Raw genomic sequence first — 20,213 nt, 5'->3', positions numbered from 1 at the left:
TGTGTGTGGAGCGAGTGGAGTACGGATCCGACGGCGTGACGATCTGCGCTCGGTCGCGTGTGGCCGAGGCGACCTGCCGGGCATGTGGGGTGCGGTCTGGGCGGGTGCACAGCCGTTACGTGCGCCGGTTGTCTGATGGCGTGCTCGGTAGGCAACCAGTGGTCATCGCGTTGACGGTCCGGCGGTTCGTGTGCCTGGATTCTCAGTGCGCGACGAAGACGTTCGTGGAACAGGTCGACGGCCTGTCCGAGCCGAATCGACGTCGGACGACTCCGCTGCTGGCGATGTTGGGGCAGGTGGGCTTGGCGTTGGCGGGCCGAGCTGGGGCGCGTCTGGCCGCGATCTTGGGTATCAAAGTGGATCGGACGACGCTGCTGCGTTTGGTGCGGGCACTGCCGGAGCCGGAGACCACGACCGCCCCGGCCGTGCTCGGCGTGGACGACTTCGCCCTGCGCAAGCGGCACGTGTACGGCACGATCCTGGTCGACATCGACACCGGCAAGGTGATCGACCTGCTGGACGGTCGCGAGGCCGAACCACTGGAGCAGTGGCTGCGCGAGCATCCTGGAGCCGGGGTGATCTGCCGTGACCGCGCCGGCGCCTACGCCGAAGGCGCGAAGGCCGGGGCCCCGGACGCCGTCCAGGTGGCCGACCGTTGGCATCTGTGGCGCAACCTGGGCGACTACGTCGAGAAGGCCGTCGGGCGCCACCGCGCCTGCGTCAAGCTCGACCAACTCGACGGCGAAACTGTCGGCGTGTCGGCGCCGCAGGCGGCCCAGGACGAGCCGGACGCCGCGATACCCGAACCGGTCGAGTCGCGACTGGTGATCCGTACCCGGGAACACTATGCCGCGATCCACGGGCGGCTGGACCGCGGCGAGACGATCTCCGCCATCAGCAGGCAGCTGTCACTGGACCGCAAGACTGTGCGGCGCTTCGCTCGTGCCAGCACGGTTGACGAACTTCTCGGCAAGGCGATCGCCCGGGCGAGCTTGCTCGACCCGTTCAAGCCCTACCTGCACCAGCGTTGGACGGAGGGCGCCACCGACGCCGCGCAGCTGACCAAGGAGATCACCGCCCAGGGATACACCGGCAGCGACAAGACCGTGCGCCGCTACCTGCAGCCCTTCCGCGGCATGCTCACGCCTCCGCCATCGCCGCCTGCCGTGCCGAAAGTCCGTCAGATCACCGGTTGGCTGCTGCGCCGCCCAGAGGATCTCGATACCGACGAGACCAACCAGCTCGCTGACATCCGATCCCGTTGCCCCCACCTGGATCGCCTCGCCGACCACGTCACCGACTTCGCGAAGATGATGACCAACCGTGAAGGCGAGAAACTAGAATCTTGGCTGTCCACAGTGGAACACGATGATCAGCCCGACTTGCACTCCTTCGCCATCGGGCTCCGCCGCGACCAAGACGCCGTCACCGCAGGACTCACGCTGCCCTACAGTTCGGGGAAGGTCGAGGGCAACGTGAACAGACTGAAGGCGCTCAAGAGGCAGATGTACGGCCGAGCCAAGCTCGACCTCCTCCGCAAACGCGTCATCCTGGCCTGACGGCCCCCGGCTCACCCTGAGTCACCGAACCACGAAACTCGCGCCAGAGCCGTCGGTGGTGGCCGATGTTGGCGAGGTTGCCGCGGTCGAGGGTGTTGCCGTAGCGGTGGTGGTGTTTGTGGACGCCGGCGGTGCCGGTGGTGACCTGGCCGTGGGTGGACGGTCCGTACGGCGGTGAGGTGACGACCAGCGCGACCTGGCCGTGAAGATCGGCTGGCAGGAACGTGGCGAGTTGGCGGGCGTCGCCGCGCACCACGCGGCCAGCGGTAGTGCTGGTGTGGTGGGCGAGGTCGAGGTTGGTTTGGGTGACGGTGACCCAGTGGGGTTCGTATTCGACGCCGATCGCGCGGCGCCCGAGGTGGAGGGCTTCAACGAGGGTGGTGCCGATCCCGCACATGGGGTCGAGGACAAGGTCGCCGGGCCGGGTGTAGTGGGCGATGGCGTGGGCGGCCACGGCGGGCAGCATTTTGGCGGGGTGTGCGGTGGAGTCGGGGCTGTAGCGGCCTTTGCGTTGGGTGGCGGGGGAGGTTTGCGCGGTCGCCCAGACCGACACCGCCGGCGGGCACGGGGCAGGCGGTGTCACGGTGATCCGGCGGTGTGACGTGGAAGGGGTGCGGTGTCCGGTAGGGGTGTGATCGCGCACAGGGATGTCCTTCTTCTTGACGTGGTCAGCCGTGGGGTGTCGGTGGGGGTACGTCATCGGATGGCGCCGGTGTCGGGCCCGGATTGCGGGAGCGGGCCGGCGTGCTGGTGTGGTTGGGCGAAGACAAGGACATCGGCGTGGACACGGCGATGCCGCACCGGCCTTGCGGAGGCGCCTGGCGCGGAGCCGTGTGGGTGGTCGTCATCGGTGTGGAGGCGGCCGTGCCGGATCGGAACGAGCAGGGCGACGATGTGCTGGAGGTAGAGCAGGTCCGCGCTTTGTGCTGCCGCGACGACGGGGCCGGTGGGGTCGAGGAGCTGTCCCTGTGCGGTGCCGGTGTGGGTGAGTACGGCGAGGATCCCGCCGGTGCGCAGCAGCCGGGCCGCGACCTGTGCGAGGTGATCGCAGGTCCGCGCGTCAGCGTGGTGGGGTGGCAGGCTCGCGATGACCAAGTTCGCGTGGCGCTTGCCTGGGCCTTCTGCTGGCAAGGGGCAGCGCAGCGTTGGTGTGTCCGAAATGCCGTCGGGTGCGAAGCCGGGCCGGGGCTGGCCGGGCGAGTGCCGGGTGCTGGGCTCGGCGCTGGTGTGGGTGACACTGACCGTGCGGTCGAGTTGGCTCACGGCGGCTTCTGCTGTCGCGAGGCCGCCGGATTCAGCGGAGCGGGTCGCGGGCAGGTCGTGGGGACGGGTGGTGGCCTGCGTGTCGAGCAAGACGACCTCGTCGTGCGGTGTGGTGAAGGACGTGACGATCTTGTCCACGAGCGCGGTGGGCCAGGGATCGTCGGGGTCGATCGGGGGCGCCTGGCAGGCCCACACCGTCGCTGGTGTGCTCGCGCCAGCCCGCTCGCGCGGGTTTCGTAGGGTTCGGTGGGGTGCTGATGGATAGGCCGGGCCGCCGACGACCGGCTGCGCGCGGTGTGCCCGGGGGGTGTGTGGGTCGGGCTGTGATGGGTTCATGGAATGCCTCCACGGTGCTGGTGACATTCCTGAACTCCGTCCTACGCCCCGGATAGGGACAGAACACGCCCGAAGTTTTCACCGAAAGATTCGGCATCGAGCGGTATCTCTTTCCGGCCATTCACAGGTAGCTCCGGTGCTGACCTCGCACGACGCCGACGCGTGGGACGTGGATGAGGGAGACTGCGACGTCGGTTCCTGGACGCGAACACGATTCCTGGGAACTCCGAGAATTTCCGGAAGATCCCGTCCTTGTGGACGCGCGCTCGCGCTACTACACGACTACTACCGCAGGGTGTTGTCCCAGCGTACCGGCTACTACCGGCGCGATCTCGCGATCAAGCGGACTCGGCGCCCGTGGATCAACTTCGTGATGGGATAAGGCTCAAGTAATTCGCGGAAAGGTACCGGTGAAGATCGGTGGTAGTAGTGCGCGCGGTGTTGGGTAGTAGTGTCGTAGAAATTCGGTAGTACCAGGTGTGGCGTCCTTGCCGGGTCGTTGTATCGGCTTGCTGCAAGGAGTCGCGAAATGGTCAGGGATAAGGATTTTCGGGGATTCACCGCGTCGGGTGCTGTGCGCGGTGGGATGCCGCTTGATACGGCTCGGACGGCGTTTTCGTGGTTGGTGACGGAACCGCGTCCGGTGTGTGTGGACGGGCGCTTGTTCGCCGGGTTGCCGGATCGTCTGGTGCCGTTGAACGAGGTGCGGGATCTGTTGCTGCGCCGTCGTTGCGGGCAGGCCACGCGGGATGCGGTGTGGGCGCATCTGGTGCTGCGTTCACGCACCGAGGGTGCGACGTGGACGGTCGGCTGCGTGGGGGTGGCGCTGCCCGGGTTGACTCGGATCGCCTCGCGCTTGTCGGCCCGGTTCGCCGGCGATACCGCCGACATTCACGCCGCCGTACTCGCCGGGTTTCTTGCCGAGCTTTCTCGTGTTGATCTGTGTCGGCCGCGGATCATGGTGCGGCTGTGGTGGGCGGCCTATCGAGCCGGGTACACGACTGTTCGTGAGGCGTTGGATGCGCCGGTTCCGGCGGGGAGTGGTTTCCGGTCGGCGCCGCCGAGCCCGCCGTGGGGGCATCCGGACTTCGTGCTCGCCCGGGCGGTTGCCGACGCTGTGCTCACCGCGGAGGAAGCGGAGCTGATCGGCTCCACTCGGTTGGAAGGCCTCCCGCTCGCAGAGGCCGCCCAGCGGCGCGGGGCCACCTATGAGGCCATCAAGAAGACCCGACGGCGTGCCGAGCTGCGACTGCTGGCTTACCTCTCCGCGGAGAACGCCGACGGCGCGCGGGGCGCCGGCGGGGACGTCGCTGTTCAGGTCGCGGACACCCTGGCCGTCACAGCCGCCGCACGAACCGCCACTGAGCTGCCCGCATCCGTGACACATCGTGGTGGTGCGTCCGCGCAGAAATCCAGGGCACAAATGTCCCGGCGGGGCAGTGACAGCGGAGTTCAGGGATGCGGGGGACACCCAGCAACTCCCTCCGCGATCTCGTCGCCGGCTCCTTCGACGCAGGAGGCTCCCCGATGCGCCTGACCACCCCCTCACGCTCCCGCCAGTTCCGGCCCGGCCCACCCGCTTCAGCACCCCGAGATCCCCGTCGGCGTGCCCGCCGGTCATTGACGCACCGGTGGCTGCTGGTCGTCGAAGTTGTGGCTGTCGGGCTGCTGCTGACCGGGTCGGCGGCGCAGGCCGAGACCACACACGTGCTCGCTGTGGCGCCCTCTTTGGAGGTTGTGCTGACGAACGCCCGGAACTGGATCATGGGGATTCTTGCGTTGGTGGCGACGGTGTTTCTGACCGTCGGCGGGCTGCGCTACCTGATGGCCGGCGGCAACCCGGGCGAGGTGGAGAAGGCCAAGCAGGCGTTCAAAAGCGCGGGCATCGGCTTCGGGCTCACCGCGTTGGCACCGGTGGTGGTGGAGATCCTGCGCGGGATTCTGGGGATGTGATCGACGGTGTCGATCCCACCCCCGGCCACCGGGCGAGGCATCTCCGTCGTGGCGATTGCGGTGTCGTGGTGTGTGCTGATCGGCAGCCCCATCACCGCACAGGCACAGCCGTCCCTCGACGAATCCCCGAGCCCGAGCTCCACCACACCACCGACGGAATCACCCCCGCCGCCAGTTCCCGCACCGCCGGCCCCGGAGGCGACACCGTGCGAGGGGGAGTACTGCATTCCCGTGGCGCCGACCGCGCCTGCTGTTCCGGGGGCGGGGGAGAGTGAGGATCACGGCACGTGGCTGCAGCACTTTCTGACGGACTGGTTTTGGGATTTCTTTTCCGACCTGGCGACCTCCGCACTCAACAGCGTGCTGGATTGGCTTGGCACCTCGCTGTTGGTCACGCCCCAGCTGGATCAGATTCCGGTCGTCGGGCAGATCTGGGGAAGCTCGCAGCGCATCATGATTGCCTGCTCGGTGCTGGTGGTGATGATCGCCGGACTGGTGGTGATGGCGTATCAAACGGTGCAGACCCGCGCCTCGCTGAAGGAAACCCTGCCTCGGCTGGTGGTGGGATTCACCGCCGCCAATTTGTCGCTGTTCTTCGGCGGGAAAGGAATCGAACTCGCCAACGCCCTCTCAGTGGCCGTGCTCGGCGGTGATCAGGCGGGCATCGATCAGACCGCGCAAGCATTCACCGACACGCTCCGGGGAAACCTGCCGACCGAAGAGGCACAGTACAGCGACCTGTATGCCATATTCACGGCACTGGTGCTCGTGGTCATGATCATCGTAGTGCTGCTGACCTATGTGGTCCGAGTCGCGCTGACCGTCCTCCTTCTCGTCGGTGCTCCGTTAGCGTTGATGTGCCATGCGCTGGCGCCGATCGAATCGATCGCGTTCTGGTGGTGGAAAGCCTACAGCGGACTGCTCGCTATTCAGGTTTGCCAGTCGCTGGCGTTCATCGCCACCATCAAGATCTTCTATCTCCCCGGCGGAGTCACACTGTTCTGACACCCCCCGAGAAAAGGGTGGTTGAGCATGTCGAGTTTTCTCGTCGCTATAGCGATGTGCTACATCCTGATCAAAATCCCGTTCTGGATCCTGAGTTCCGTTCGCGGCGGCGGCCGGTCCCGCGTCGGATCGCTGATCAAAGGATTCCTCGCCTACAAAACCCTCGGTCTGATCCGGGGCGGCATGGCGAGCATGACCGGACGCCAGCGTTCTCGTGGCGCCAAATCGACCAGTGCGGCGGATCCGTATGAGAACTCCCGTGCCGGCGCGGACGGCCAATACCTGCTGCCACTCACCGGACTCACACGGGGCCGCCTGCGCCAGCCATTCCAGAACCGCACCGCACCCGCCCCGGTGACACGCTCTCCGCGAAAGCCCAGGGGACGGCAAGGGGCCCTGTTCTCCATCGATGGCAAGCCTGTTAGTTCGGCGCTGCCACCGGAGTTGGGGCCGTCCGCGATGCGCCTGAACCCGCGCCCGGGTGAGCAGCACATGCTACCAATCCACGCCCGCCACGATCCCGACCGCACCGCCCCCAACACCCCACCCAGCTCCGAAGCCGGTCCCCAGGCGGGCGCGGTGCAGCCGCCGCTGTTCACCCGCTCGGGGCGACCGCGACCACAGGCCTTGCCGCCGAAACCGGGCAACCCCGGCGCGATACCAGCCCGGATCCCGCCGGGCGGGCAATACCCGTTGCCGCTGGTGGGACCGTTCACCACGCAATCCGTCCCCACCCCACCTACTCGGTCTCCTGCCCAGCCGGACCCGAGGCCGGTGCAAGTGCCGGGACAGCGCCCGTTGCTCACCCCTGGCGGTGAGGTGCACCCGCAAGCACGCGCCCGCCGGCCGCACAGCACTCCGAAACCCGCGGCGCCCCCGGCGTACAAGGGCATTCGCCCCGACAAGCACGGCCAATACGCCTTGCCGCTGGACCTGCCGCGCCCCACCCGCGGCCGGCCCCGGCGGTCCACCACCCGCACCGGCACGAGCCCTGCTGGAGCGGACCCGAACCAGTTTGAACTCCCTCTCCACCCGCCTGTTCCACCACCGGCATCGACACCTGGGGAAGGTGATCCCACATGACCGAACCCATCCGTATCCCGTCTGATGTGGACAGAGAAGACCGCATCCTGGCGAACCTGACCGCACGGCAGCTGGCCATCCTCGCCAGCACCGGCGCAGCGCTGTATCTCGGCTGGTTGGCGACGCGGACTGCCGTGCCGCTGCCGGTCTTTGTGGTGCTGGCGCTGCCGATCGCCGCCCTCGTCGTGGCGCTGGTGCTCGGACAGCGCGACGGAGTGTCGCTGGACCGGCTCGCCGTGGCCGCCCTCCGTCAACGCATGGCCCCCGCGCGCTGCGTCACCGCCCCCGGCAGGGTGCAGCCCGCCCCGGACTGGCTGACCGCCCGCGCGCACCACGTCTCCCGTCAGGACCAGGACGTCTCCCGGCTCGGGGCGGTGGAGTTGCCCGCGACAGGCGTGCGTTGCGCATCTGCTGCCGAGGCCGGTGTGGTGGATCTCGGCGCGGATGGACTGGCGGTCGTGGCCGTGGCCTCGACGGTGAATTTCGCGCTGCGGACCCCGGCCGAACAGGCCGGTTTGGTGTCCGGTTTCGGGCGTTATCTGCATTCCCTGACCGCCCCGATCCAGGTCCTCATCCGCGCCGAACGTCTCGACCTGACCACGCAGATCGCCGATCTTCGAGATCGTGCCGGGGGATTGCCGCACCCCGCGCTGGAAGCCGCCGCGGCCGAACACGCCGACTACCTCAACTATCTCGCCGAGCACGCCGACCTGCTCCGCCGCCAGGTCCTGCTCGTCCTGCGTGAACCCCTGGAACACGCCACCAGAAAACCCGGCTTTCCCACCTGGCGGCGCCACAAGCGCACCACCAGGAGCGTCCCCGCCGGGGACGCGGCGCGGCGGGCCGCCGAAGCGCGCCTGGTGCGACGGCTGGCCGAAGCCGTGGACCTACTGGCGCCTGCCGGGATAGTGGTGACCGCGCTGGATGCGGGGCAGGCCACCGGTGTGCTGGCCGCCGCCTGCAATCCCGACCGCGTCCTGCCGCCCTTTACGGGTGTGGCCGGCGCGGAGGACATCATCACCACCCGGCCCGAGACATCGCGGCACACCAATGGCATCGCCGGCGAGGACGAGTGGGGGCGAGCGGCATGAGGGCCCGTGCACAGCACCGTGGGCCGCGGGAAGCGAGTTCGGCGGTGTTCGCGCCGGAGTCGCTGAGGATCGGGGCTCGGCATGTGGAGGTCGGCGGGGACTGGGTCTCCTCCTTCGCCATCACCGGGTATCCCCGGGAAGTCCATCCGGGGTGGCTGCAGCCCCTGCTGACCTATCCGGGCCGTCTGGATGTGTCGCTGCACGTCGAGCCGATCGACCCCACGACCGCCGCGACACGCCTGCGAAACCAGCTCGCGAAACTGGAATCCGGTCGCCGGCACACCGCCGAGCACGGCCGCCTCGCGGACCCGCAGATGGACGCGGCCACCGAGGACGCCTACGAGCTCTCCGCCCGGATCGCCCGCGGCGAAGGCAAACTGTTCCGCCTCGGCCTCTACCTCACCGTCCACGCCACCACGCAGGAAGCCCTCGCAGATGAGGTCGCCGCGGTCCGGGCCTTGGCGGCCTCGCTGTTGCTGGACGCCGCACCCGCCACCTACCGCAGCCTGCAGGGCTGGGTGTCCACCCTCCCCATGGGCCTGGACCTGCTCGGTATACGCCGCACCTTCGACACCAGCGCGCTGGCCGCGGCGTTCCCCTTCACCAGCGCCGACCTTCCTCCGGCCGACCCGACGTCGGTGTCGGCGCCGGCGGGGGTGCTCTACGGGTTCAACGTGGGCAGCCAAGGACTGGTGCACTGGGATCGCTTCGCCGCCGACAACCACAACAGCGTGATCCTCGGCCGCAGCGGCGCCGGGAAGAGCTACCTCGTCAAACTGGAGACGCTGCGCTCGCTCTACCGCGGGATCGAAGTCGCCGTCATCGACCCCGAAGACGAATACCGGCGCCTGGCCGACGCCGTCGGCGGCACCTACCTCCACCTCGGCGCCGACGGTGTCCGCCTCAACCCCTTCGACCTGCCCATCACCACCGGTGTCGACGGCACACGCACCGCGCCGAAAGACGCACTCGTGCGCCGAAGCCTGTTCCTGCAGACCGTGATCAGCGTCCTCCTCGACGCACCACTATCGGCGGGGGAGCGGGCAGTGCTGGATGAGGCGATCGCCGCCACCTACCGCCAGGCCGGAATCACCCCGGATGCCCGCACCTGGACTCGCCCCGCCCCCACCCTCCGCGATCTTCGCGACACCCTCACCGCCACCGGCCACACTGTCGCGGCCGATCTCGCTGCGCGGCTGCACCCCTATGTCGACGGAGCGTTCCAGGACCTGTTCAACGGGCCCACCACGACCCGCCCCGACGGGCACCTCGTGGTGTTCTCGCTGCGGGATCTGCCCGACGAACTCAAACCCATCGGCACCCTGCTCACCCTGGACGCGGTGTGGCGCCGGGTCACCCACCCCGTGCTCCGCCGGCCACGGCTGGTCGTCGTCGATGAAGCCTGGCTGCTCATGCGCCAACCCGCGGGCGCGGAGTTCTTGTTCCGCATGGCCAAGGCGTCCCGCAAACACTGGGCCGGGTTGACCGTGGCGACCCAGGACACCGCCGACGTCCTCGGCAGCGATCTCGGCAAAGCCGTCATCGCCAACGCCGCCACCCAGATCCTGCTGCGGCAGGCATCGCAAGCGATCGAGGAGATGACCCGCACTTTCGATCTTTCCGCCGGCGAACGCCAATTCCTGCTCTCCGCCGAGCAAGGCCAAGGCCTGCTGGCCGCTGGCACCCAGCGCGTGGCCTTCCACACCGTCGCCTCACCGGCCGAACACGCCCTGGTCACCAGTGACCCCGCCGAACTCGCCGATACCCCACATCCGGAATCCACTATGGACTCCGGATATGTCGAGCTCGGTCAGGCGACAACGCACCTCGCCGGCGATGAACCTGGGACTGCTGTGAGCGACATCCGCCTCCCGCGCTCAACCTGACCACCCGCGTGCCGAATGAACTGGACACGTCACCTCGAGGAGGTGCGGTATGCCCGCCTTGCCGTCCGCAGTGATCAGCCTGGTCGGTGGATTGATCCAAGACTACTTACGGGACCCGTGGGGTGCTCTGCAGCTCGTATTCGAGCACTTGTGTGTTGGGGCGAGTGCCGCCGCTCCTGTCGTCGTGCCTGGTCTCATCGTCGGGCTCGTCGGCGTGGTAGGCGGGCGTTGGTGGTGGCGCGGTCGCTGCCGTCGGCGGCTCATCGAGAACGCCCGCATGGTGACGATCCTTGCACCGCCCACAGTGGACTCTGCAGGGGGAGCGGCGTTGTGGTCGCACCTCGTTGGCTTGCTGCGCCCACGATGGAAACGCCTTCTCACCGGCCAACCTCACCTGGCGTGTGAATATGTGTTCTCTCAGACTGGTGTCGCGATCCGGCTGTGGGTGCCCGGCGTTATTCCCCCTGGTCTGGTCGAGCGGGCGGTCGAAGCGGCCTGGCCCGGCGCACACACCCGCACCAGCCCCGCCGAGCCACCCCTGCCCGCGCCCGGACCTGGACAGCGGCGAGTCCTCGTCGGCGGAGAGCTCCGGCTCGCTCGCCCGGACGCGCTGCCGATCCGGACCGACTTCGACGCCGACCCGATCCGTGCGTTGATCGGGGCACCGGTCGGCCTGGACCGCGAGGAGCACGCCTGCGTGCACATCCTCGCCCGTCCCGTCACCGGGCACCGCCTCGCCCAAGCCCGCCGCGCCGCTCGGCGAACCCACAGCAGCAGCCATTTCGCAGGCCGGGTCCTGGACCTCATCACCCCCGGTGGAGCTACCCGCCATCGCGACAGCAGTCGGGATATGGCTCGTCGTGATCCGCAGACGTCGCTGGAGCACTCCGCGGCCAACCGCGCGATCGTGACCAAACAACGCGGCAGCCAGTACGAGACCGTCATCCGCTACGCCGCCGCCACCCTGCTTCCCCACACCGCGACCACAACGGAGGTCGATACAGCGAGAGCGGCGGCACGGGGCCGGGCGCACGCACTGGCGGCCTCGTTCGCCTCCTACACCGGCCACAACCACTACATCCGACGCCGACTCCGCCACCCCGACCTCGCCTTCACCCAGCGGCGACTGGGCAGGGGCGATCTGCTGTCGGTACCGGAGCTCGCGGCACTGGCACACCTGCCCACCGACGAAGCCATCCCCGGAATCCAGCGCGCCGGAGCCAAAGCCATCGCCCCACCACCCGGCGTGGCCACCCCCGGCCCGCAGGCCAAGTCCCTGGGCGTCACCAACACCGGCCATCCCCGCCCGGTGGCGTTGCGCGTTCCTGATGCCCGGCACCACCTGCATGTCCTGGGCGCCACCGGATCAGGGAAATCCACCCTGCTGGCTTCTATGATCCTCGCCGACGCCGAGGCAGGCCGCGGCACCGTGGTGATCGACCCCAAAGGGGATCTGGTCACCGACGTCCTCTCCCGCCTACCCCGCACCGCGGCGGAGAGGGTGGTGCTCTTCGACGCCGACGCCCGCACCCGGCCACCCTGCCTGAACCCCCTCGACGGTGGGGAAACCGACCTCACGGTCGACAACCTGGTGTCGGTGTTCCGCCGCGTCTACTCCGCGTTCTGGGGCCCCCGCACCGACGACGTCATGCGCGCCGCGTGCCTGACCCTGCGCGCACAGGACGGCACCGCCACCCTCGCCGACCTGCCCACGCTCCTGGCCGAGCCGGCCTTCCGTGCCCGGGTCACGGCAGCCGTCACCGACCCGGTCCTCAAAGGATTCTGGTCCTGGTATGAGGACCTCACCGACGCCTCCCGGAGTCAGGTCATCTCGCCGCTGATGAACAAACTCCGCGCATTCCTGCTCCGGCCGTTCGTGCGTGACGCCATCGCCGCCGGACCCTCCACCATCGACATGACACAGGTCCTCGATGGCGGAATCTGCTTGCTGCGGATCCCGAAAGGCACGCTCGGCGAGGAAACCACCCGGCTGGTCGGCTCACTGGTGGTGGCACGCGTCTGGCAGACCACCACCGCCCGGGCGAGCATCCCGCAGGCCCAGCGCCGGGACGCGGGCATGGTCATCGACGAATGCCACAACTTCCTCAACCTGCCCTACCCCATGGAGGACATGCTCGCCGAAGCACGCGGATTCCGCCTCGCGATGACCCTGGCACACCAGCACCTCGGCCAGCTGCCCCGCGAGCTCAAGGAAGGCATCTCCACCAACGCCCGCAGCAAGATCTTCTTCAACGCCAGCCCCGAAGACGCCCGCGAACTCGCCCGCCACACCACACCACGGCTCTCCGACCACGACCTCGCGCACCTGGACGTGTACCACGCCGCCGCGCGACTGGTCCTGCACGGCGCCGAAGCCGAGCCCTTCACCCTGCTCACCCAACCACTCCCACCACCCGTCCCCGGGCGCGCCCGGGAGATCCGCCGCATCGCCCGGAGCACCAGCCACCAGCGCGCATCACAACCCACCGAGTCGGGCGAGCACCAGGCGCGCAGCGCGGATCCACGCCGCAACACCTGACCACCACACGAGCCTTCGAAGCGACTCTGCGCTCGTCGTGGCGATTCAGCCTGCCCATGACCTCTGGTCTGGAGGTGCTTTTCCCGTGATTACCAAACCCACTCGGCAGCGCGCGTTGCACGGGCTCAAACCCGCACGCCCGACCCCGCGCGTCGCCAACTCCGTTGAACACCAAGCCACCTTGGCCTGGCGGCTGACGCCCCGCGACAAGTGGATCATCCGGATGTTGCACGAACACCGCGTGCTCACCGCTAGCCAGATCACCGCCTGCGCGTTCCCGTCCTTCCGCTCCGGCCGCCAGCGCCTGCGCGAGCTGTTCCAATGGTCGGTCCTCGACCGCTTCCAGCCCGCGATCGTGCTCGGCACTGCGCCCATGCACTACGTCCTCGGTCCCGCCGGTGCCGCCGTTCTCGCCGGCGAATACGGGCTGGACGTCAAAGACCTGGGCTACCGCCGCGACCGGACCATGAGCATCTCCCACCACCAGCGGCTGGCCCACACCGTCGGCGTCAACGAATGGTTTACCGCCCTCATTAGCCGCGCCCATTACCACCCTGAGGAAACGTTGCGCGTGTGGTGGTCTGAAACCCGCTTCGCCCGTCACTTTGGTGACCTCGTCCGCCCTGATGCCTACGGCCGTTGGCGCACCGCCAGCGGGGAGACCGAGTTCTTCCTCGAATTCGACCTCAGCACCGAGACCGTGGCACGCGTCGCCCGCAAACTCCACGGCTACGCCCACCTCGCTACGGCTACCGCCATCACAACCCCCGTGCTGGTGTGGCTGCCCACCGGCCGCCGCGAAGTCACCGTCCGCCGCCAACTCCACCGCACCTGGCGCGACCTCGACCAACCCCACCTCGTCCCTGTCGCCACCGCCGCAGCCGATCATCTCAACCCCGACACCAGCCACCCCAGCCCCGCCGAACCCATCTGGGCATCCCTCGCCGCCACCGCAGGCGACGTCAGATACCCGTTGCACGACCTCGCTGATGTGTGGAACCTCCCTGCCCCCAGCACCGTGAACGACCCCGCGGCCGGCGTGACTCCGCCGGGCGTGCTGCCGCCGCCGATGCCAATGCCTCCTCCTCGCCAGCCTCGCAGGGTTTCGAGGTGATCAGCGCTGTCTACCCTTGTCAAGACCGTGCTCGCCGTCGTGGGTGGGCTCGTCGTCCTCATCGTGTTCATGGCCGCTGGGGCTGCCGGCGTCGTCACCACGGTCCTCGGCGGTACCCATCAGACACGCTGCACATTCGCTGGGGACGAGACGCCCGCCGTACCCGGCTACACGTCCGAGCAACTCGCCAACGCCGCAACCATCCTCACGGTCGGGAAGCAGCTCAACGTGCCCGAACGCGGATGGATCATCGCGCTGGTCACCGCCATCCAGGAGTCCCGGCTGCGCAACCTCGACTCCGGCGACCGCGACAGCCTGGGCGTGTTCCAGCAACGCCCGTCCCAAGGCTGGGGTAAACGCGAACAGATCCTGGACCCCACCTACAGCGCCACCCAGTTCTACCGGCACCTGCTCGCCGTGTCCGACTGGCCGGCGATGAGCATCAACGACGCCGCACAAACAGTCCAGCGCTCCGGATTCCCGCACGCCTACGCTCGACACGAACCCGCAGCACGACAACTCCTCACCGCCCTCCACGGACACACCTGCACCAGAACACCAGCAGCGGGGGAGTGGACTGTACCCGTGCAGGGGCAATGCACCTCACGCTTCGGGCCCCGCGGCACCGGCTTCCATCGCGGACTGGATATTGCCGCACCACTCGGGACCCCGATCCTCGCCGCCGGCGACGGTACGGTCATCGACTCCGGACCCGCCACCGGCTACGGCCTCTGGATCCGGATCCAGCATCCCGACGGGACCATCACCATCTACGGACACAACAACCGCAACCACATCCAACCAGGCCAGCGAGTCCGCACCGGAGAACTCATTGCAGAGGTCGGAAACCGAGGCGAATCAACCGGACCACACCTACATTTCCAGATCGAACAGCACGGGCAGCCAATCGATCCAGTCGTATTCTTCCGGCGGCACGGCGGGCCGGCCCTGTGCGACCAGTGACACTCGTGCCCCTGCACATCACCGCGCCCGGGACCGATGGCGATTCGCTGCGACTGTGAAATGGGCACCGGCGCGCCCGATCGGAGGAATGTCTACACAAGACAGTCATCTTGTCCGGAATCCGCTTGACAGAACCGGGACAACGAAGCGTCCATGTCTGTGTAGCCCACTTGACCGGCAGCGCACCGGGGGCTGCAACAGCCCCCGGGGGCATGACCCACCACCCATCCCAAACAGGAGCGAACCGTCATGCCCAGCAAGAACGACAACGCCCGCACCACAGCCAAGCAGCGCCGCCTAAAAGCAGTTCCCACAGCTGACACCGATAGCAACCCGATGCCCGCGCGCACCGAATCCCAGGACAAGGTGTGGGCCGCACTCCACGCCAACCTGGGCGCCACCACTACCGACATCGCCGAAGCTGCCGGAGTCGGCCGATCCACAGCCGGAAAGATCCTGGCAACGTGGGCCAAAGACAGCAGTGCCACCCGCATCTCCGGCATCGGCGACGGCGGACGCCGCAGCGCCGACTGCTGGACAATGACCCACACCGACCAGATCACGCCCCTGCGCGGAACAGCTTCCCCCGCACGCGACGACACCACGGCAGAACCGGCCGCCGTGGACGAGCCCAGCCAGCCGCAAAGCCCCGACCCGAACGACGAATCTACTGCCGAGGGACAGGAATCCGCGGAAGACGCACGAGAGGCCAGCGGCGTCGACGGCCCCGGCCCGATCATTAAGAGGCCCCGCCTGAGTAAGGGTGAATTGCGCGGCATGGTCGAGGATTACCTCACCGAACGCCCTGGCGAAGAATTCAGCCCCAACGCCATCGGCACAGCACTCAACCGCTCCTCCGGGGCGGTCAACAACGCGTTGGAAAAGCTCGTCGCCGACGGCTACGCAGTGCAAACCGAGGACAAGCCCAAGCGCTTCGCCGCCAAACAAACCGACGCACCCGCCAGCTATTGATCGGGAACTTATAGGTGTGATCTTCGTTGTTCTGGCATGATCGCTGGTGTGCGGGACGCGCGGAGGTTGTCGCCTGAGGCGCAGGAGGATTTGCGGCGCAGGGTGGTCGCTGCTGTTCATGGTGGGATGAGTCAGGTCGAGGCGGCCCGGGTGTTCGCGGTGGCCCCGCAGTCGGTGTCCAGATGGGTGCAGGCGTGGCGGAAACGTGGCTCGAAGGGTCTCACCGGGCGTCGCCGGGGTCGCAAGCCCGGCGAGCAGAAAGCGTTGAATGCCCGCCGGCAGCGCAAGCTGCGGTATGCGGTGGCCGAGCACACCCCGGCCACGTTCGGGCTGACCGGCCTGGTGTGGACCCGCAAGACAGTGGCCGAGCTGATCCGGGTGCGCCACGGCATCGTGTTGAACCTGCGCACCGTCGGCAACTACCTGCGTTCCTGGGGATTGTCGCCGCAGAAACCGATCCGCAAGGCCTACGAACAGGACCCCGAGTCCGTACGCCGATGGCTGGAGGAGGACTACCTGGCCATCGCCGCCCGCGCCCGCCGCGAGGGCGCACTGATCCTGTGGCTGGACCAGACCGGGATCCGCTCCGACGCCACCGTAGCCCGCACCTGGGCACCGGCGGGCCAGACACCGGCGGTGGGCAAAACGGGCAAACGATTCAGCGTGAACGCGATGTGCGCGATCGGGAACAAAGGCGAGCTGTACTTCACCGTCTACACCGGCTCGTTCAACGGCAAGGTGTTCCTGTCGTTCCTGGACCGGCTGACCCGCCATCTGGACCGCAAGGTCCACCTGATCGTTGACGGACACCCCGTCCACCGCCGCAAGACTATCCAGCAATGGATCACCAAGCACGCTGAGGCGATCGCGATGCACTTCCTGCCGGGATACAGCCCCGAACTCAACCCCGACGAGCTACTCAATGCCGACCTCAAACGCACCGTTTCCACCAGCACAGCCCCCAAAACCCGCGCCGAGTTGAAACAAGCGGTCCGCTCCTTCCTCCACCGGCTCCAGAAGCTGCCCGACCGAGTTCGCTCCTACTTCGGCAAACCCGAAGTTCGCTACGCCGCCTAACATCACACATTTGCCACCCGGATCAATAAACCACTTACCGACGAAGGAATCACGTAGCACGGCCAGGCCCCGGAGGGGAGCCTGGCCCTGCGGTGCATTGGTAGTCGATCTTGGCGCCACGGTCGAATTTGCGACGGTGAATGATGGGACACCGTGGACTGGCATGAGCGTTGCCTTGCCCGCCGTTAGGGCAAGTCGCACCCCGAAGGGTTGATGCCTCGACTGGACGCGCTGTGCTCGGCTACGTCCCGGTGGCGCCAGCATGGGCTGGATCGCCGGTGACCCGGCACAGCGGATTGCGTGGGTGTCCCCGGTAGAAGACGGCCTACGGCAGATTGGCCATGACTGTCGATGCGGTGCCGAACCGTGAACTCACCGCAGGAGGAAAGGGCCGGTGGGCTTGAGGGCTGCGGGTGGAGGGCACAGCCTTCCGCCCACAGCCAGTGCTCTCAATTGGTCAGCGGTGCACCGACTGGAGTGGCACCACAAGGTCTCCTGCGAAATCACTACGCAAAGCACCCGCGACGCAGCGCTGCCACTCATTTCCATGCTGTGATCAATCAACGGAACCGATGCGTCCGGTTGGTTTGTGGCTGGCCGTGTTCGTCGACGAAGAACAGGGCACCGGCGTACTGGTCGCATTGGTCAGGGGTCAGGTGTTGGGTACCGCGACGGTCGAGGATTGTGAATGCTTCGGCGACGACGTGGTCGAGGGCAGGAGCGTGATCGGGGCCGGTGAGTCCTGTAAGTCGGATGTGCAGCAGCAGGATGGGCGGGGTGTCGCCCCACAGCGGAGCGATGGTGGAGGCGCTGATCGTGGTTTCGACGTGCGCGGGGATGGCTCCGGCGTCGCGGGCGGTGCGTAGATCGGCGTGGATATCGTGGGCGAACGCGCCGAAGGTATCGGTGGTGTCTGTGGCGTGGGACGGCTGTCCGTCGATCCACACTCCGGGTTTCCAGCTCTGCTCGATGAACATCGTTCGTCTCCTTGGCGATGGGGTGATGCGTGGACAACGTGGTGTGCCGGTGCCGGTGCCGGTCGGAGAGTCGTAGGCATGTCCGGGGACGGCTGAGGCCGACGGTCTCCGGGATCGTGGTTTTAGTGCCGTAGTGGACCCTGGTGGTTAATTCTCGGGTTGGGTGAGGGTGTGTTGGGCAGGCTTGGGATGATGATCTCGCGGCAGTCTTGTGGTGTCTGGCCGCAGGATGGAGATCGTGGTGTCGGTGCAGCCGCAGCCCTGGCCGGAGCCGGTCCCGGAGATCGCCGCGGCGATCCGGGCGATGTACAGAGGGCGACGTGAGGTGCCGTTGGCTGTGCAGGTCCGTGATCAGCTCGGTGAGCTGTTCGCGGACGCTGAGTTCGCCACGGCGTTCGGGGCTCGTGGCAAGCCCGGCTGGTCGCCGGGCATGCTCGCCATGATCACGGTGCTGCAGAAGGCGGAGGATCTGACCGACCGACAGGCCGCCGACGCGGTGCGCACCAACCTCGCCTGGAAATACGCGCTGGGGCTGGAGTTGACCGACCCCGGTTTCGACCACACGGTGCTCAGCGAGTTCCGTGCCCGCGTTGTCCAGCACCGGCTGGAGGAGAAGGCCCTGGACCTGCTGCTGGCGGTGTTGCGGGACAAGGGCTTGGTCACCGCTGGTGGCAAGCAACGCACGGACTCCACGCATGTGATCGCCGCGGTGCGGGACCTCAACCGGCTGGAGTTGGCGGGTGAGGCGGTGCGCGCTTGTCTGGAAGCCCTGTCCGCCGCGGCCCCGCATTGGGTGGCCGAGGTGCTCGACGTTCCGGGCTGGAGCCGGCGTTACCAGCAGCGGATCGACACCTGGCGCTTGCCGACCTCGCAGACCAAGAAGGACGAACTCGCCCTGTCCTACGGCAAAGACGGCTTCACGTTACTGGCGGCCGTCTACGCGCCCGCCTCGCCGACGTGGCTGCGTGAACTCCCGGCCGTGGAGATCCTGCGCGTGGTGCTGGTCCAGAACTACACGCGCACCGTGGCCAGGAATGGGCGGGAGGTGATCAAGCGGCGGGGGAATGACATCGATAAGGATGGTGGTCTCCCGCCCGGCTGTCGGCGCTTAACCTCACCCTAGGACACCGACGCCCGTTGGGGCGTCAAGCGGGATATGTTCTGGAACGGCTTCAAGGTCCACATCAGTGAGACCTGTGCGGCTCCCGCCCCGACGGAACCCGCCGAGGATGCCGGCTGTCGCTATCCTGCCGCGCAGAAGCCGAATCTGATCACGAACGTCGCCACGACCGACGCCACCGTCTCTGACAGCACGATGCTCGGGCCGATCCATCAGGCTCTGCGGAAACGGGATCTGCTGCCCGACGAGCACTACCTTGATTCCGGTTACCCGTCCGCCGAACTGATCGTGGGGTCCCTGGAGAACTTCGGCATCGCGCTGATCACCCCTGTGCTGCCGGACCGCTCCCGCCAGGCCAAGGCCCACGAGGGATTCGCCGCGTCGGACTTCGCCGTCGACTGGCAGGCCCAACGGGTGACCTGCCCGGCTGGACAACTCAGCTCGTCGTGGACTCCTTGTGTCCAAGACGGGGTCCCCAAGACGGTGGTCACGTTCTCCAAGACGGTCTGTGGCTCCTGCCCACACCGGGCGCAGTGCACCACCGCGAAAAGCGGACGCCGACAGATCTCCTTACATCCCAGGGAGATGACCGAGGCACTGCGACGGGCCCGCGCCGAGCAGGAGACCAAGGACTGGCAGAAGGACTACGCCCTCCGCGCGGGCGTCGAAGGCACGATCCGCCAGGCCACGGCCGTCACCGGACTACGCCGTGCCCGCTACCGAGGCCTGGCCAAGACCCACCTCGACCACGTCTACTCAGCCGCCGCACTGAACCTGATCAGACTCGACGCTTGGTGGAACGGCCACCCGCTCGACCGGACCCGCACCAGCCACCTCGCCCGCCTCGAACTCAGCCTGGCAGCCTAAACCAATTAACCACCAGGGTCGTAGTGGGGTGTTTCGGCAGCCTGGTAGGTGGGCGGGGTCGGTGTAGAACTCGTGGACGGGTCTTTTGTTGTGGTCGGGGTCGAGGTGGTCGCCGAGGTCGGCGAGTGTGGCTATGCGGGCAGTCGGAACGTCCGCGCCGCAGCTGGGGCAGGCGTCGATGAGGAGCCATCCGTCGCCGGTAGTGGTGAGGTCGGGGACGAACCGCCATGAGCGTGATGTGTCGGTGATGGTGATCAGGTCACCGGGGACGGGGCCGCTTCGGGCGCGGTAGGTGCGGTGGGCATCGTCGGTGACGGTCACCCACGCCACCGGGACTTGCAGCGCGGCCGCGATCGTGCGGGCCACGCGTGCGCGCCGTTTCCACCGGGTCCACTGTGGTGGGCTATC

At 67.7% G+C, this 20,213-nt stretch carries 17 protein-coding genes and 1 pseudogene; 15 read left to right on the top strand and 3 right to left on the bottom strand.

Features of this window, described 5'->3' with window-relative positions:
* Positions 1-5: 5 nt before the first annotated feature.
* On the top strand, positions 6-1,559 hold the full coding sequence (locus tag DL519_RS10505) for an ISL3 family transposase (protein ID WP_449619139.1): 1,554 nt from the start codon (positions 6-8) through the stop codon (positions 1,557-1,559).
* A 46-nt stretch (positions 1,560-1,605) separates the two neighbouring features.
* Here the strand turns inward: DL519_RS10505 and DL519_RS10500 are convergent.
* Together DL519_RS10500 and DL519_RS46110 are read right to left on the bottom strand one after the other, a co-directional pair.
* Positions 1,606-2,259 (bottom strand): annotated as a pseudogene (locus DL519_RS10500) (DNA methyltransferase); the annotation flags it as partial.
* Positions 2,256-3,158, bottom strand: coding sequence for a hypothetical protein (locus DL519_RS46110; protein WP_223838717.1), 903 nt, complete (start codon positions 3,156-3,158; stop codon positions 2,256-2,258). The gene DL519_RS46110 and the pseudogene DL519_RS10500, both read right to left, overlap by 4 nt.
* Before the next feature lie 136 nt (positions 3,159-3,294).
* Here DL519_RS46110 and DL519_RS10490 point away from each other — a divergent pair, with 136 nt between their 5' ends.
* The 12 genes from DL519_RS10490 (at position 3,295) to DL519_RS10435 (ending at position 16,841) form a co-directional block, all read left to right on the top strand.
* Positions 3,295-3,540, top strand: coding sequence for a hypothetical protein (locus tag DL519_RS10490; protein WP_190814306.1), 246 nt, complete (start codon positions 3,295-3,297; stop codon positions 3,538-3,540).
* Positions 3,541-3,846: 306 nt separating this feature from the next.
* Positions 3,847-4,695 (top strand): hypothetical protein, encoded by an 849-nt coding sequence (locus DL519_RS10485; RefSeq protein WP_223838716.1) that lies wholly within the window; start codon positions 3,847-3,849, stop codon positions 4,693-4,695.
* Complete coding sequence (locus tag DL519_RS10480; protein WP_317891356.1) at positions 4,686-5,111, top strand: pilin; 426 nt, start codon at positions 4,686-4,688, stop codon at positions 5,109-5,111. Before DL519_RS10485 ends, DL519_RS10480 begins: the two co-directional genes overlap by 10 nt.
* Before the next feature lie 48 nt (positions 5,112-5,159).
* The gene (locus DL519_RS10475) at positions 5,160-6,116 is read left to right on the top strand and encodes a hypothetical protein (protein WP_223838714.1); all 957 of its coding nucleotides are present in this window, start codon (positions 5,160-5,162) and stop codon (positions 6,114-6,116) included.
* A 27-nt stretch (positions 6,117-6,143) separates the two neighbouring features.
* Positions 6,144-7,199: a hypothetical protein gene (locus DL519_RS10470; protein ID WP_190814304.1), complete on the top strand. Its 1,056-nt coding sequence runs from the start codon at positions 6,144-6,146 to the stop codon at positions 7,197-7,199.
* The gene (locus DL519_RS10465) at positions 7,196-8,290 is read left to right on the top strand and encodes a PrgI family protein (RefSeq protein ID WP_190814302.1); all 1,095 of its coding nucleotides are present in this window, start codon (positions 7,196-7,198) and stop codon (positions 8,288-8,290) included. Before DL519_RS10470 ends, DL519_RS10465 begins: the two co-directional genes overlap by 4 nt.
* The gene (locus DL519_RS10460) at positions 8,287-10,176 is read left to right on the top strand and encodes a VirB4 family type IV secretion system protein (RefSeq protein ID WP_190814300.1); all 1,890 of its coding nucleotides are present in this window, start codon (positions 8,287-8,289) and stop codon (positions 10,174-10,176) included. Before DL519_RS10465 ends, DL519_RS10460 begins: the two co-directional genes overlap by 4 nt.
* Before the next feature lie 49 nt (positions 10,177-10,225).
* Positions 10,226-12,715, top strand: a complete 2,490-nt coding sequence (locus DL519_RS10455) for a type IV secretory system conjugative DNA transfer family protein (protein ID WP_190814298.1) — start codon at positions 10,226-10,228, stop codon at positions 12,713-12,715.
* An 85-nt stretch (positions 12,716-12,800) separates the two neighbouring features.
* Positions 12,801-13,829, top strand: coding sequence for a replication-relaxation family protein (locus DL519_RS10450; protein ID WP_190814296.1), 1,029 nt, complete (start codon positions 12,801-12,803; stop codon positions 13,827-13,829).
* A 27-nt stretch (positions 13,830-13,856) separates the two neighbouring features.
* Complete coding sequence (locus tag DL519_RS10445; protein ID WP_190814295.1) at positions 13,857-14,792, top strand: M23 family metallopeptidase; 936 nt, start codon at positions 13,857-13,859, stop codon at positions 14,790-14,792.
* A 249-nt stretch (positions 14,793-15,041) separates the two neighbouring features.
* Positions 15,042-15,764, top strand: coding sequence for a MarR family transcriptional regulator (locus tag DL519_RS10440; RefSeq protein WP_190814293.1), 723 nt, complete (start codon positions 15,042-15,044; stop codon positions 15,762-15,764).
* 36 nt (positions 15,765-15,800) lie between these two features.
* Positions 15,801-16,841, top strand: a complete 1,041-nt coding sequence (locus DL519_RS10435; protein ID WP_190814292.1) for an IS630 family transposase — start codon at positions 15,801-15,803, stop codon at positions 16,839-16,841.
* Between the two features lie 560 nt (positions 16,842-17,401).
* Here DL519_RS10435 and DL519_RS10430 read toward each other — a convergent pair.
* Positions 17,402-17,818, bottom strand: coding sequence for a hypothetical protein (locus DL519_RS10430; RefSeq protein WP_190814290.1), 417 nt, complete (start codon positions 17,816-17,818; stop codon positions 17,402-17,404).
* 214 nt (positions 17,819-18,032) lie between these two features.
* Here DL519_RS10430 and DL519_RS46105 point away from each other — a divergent pair, with 214 nt between their 5' ends.
* Positions 18,033-18,941, top strand: coding sequence for a transposase (locus DL519_RS46105; RefSeq protein WP_223838712.1), 909 nt, complete (start codon positions 18,033-18,035; stop codon positions 18,939-18,941).
* Between the two features lie 33 nt (positions 18,942-18,974).
* Complete coding sequence (locus DL519_RS46100) at positions 18,975-19,805, top strand: transposase (RefSeq protein ID WP_223838710.1); 831 nt, start codon at positions 18,975-18,977, stop codon at positions 19,803-19,805.
* Positions 19,806-20,213 lie beyond the last annotated feature (408 nt).

This window comes from Saccharopolyspora pogona (assembly GCF_014697215.1).
GTDB lineage: Bacteria > Actinomycetota > Actinomycetes > Mycobacteriales > Pseudonocardiaceae > Saccharopolyspora > Saccharopolyspora hattusasensis.
Note: the sequence above shows the minus strand (reverse complement) of the source record. Positions and strands in the feature narration are given on the sequence as shown.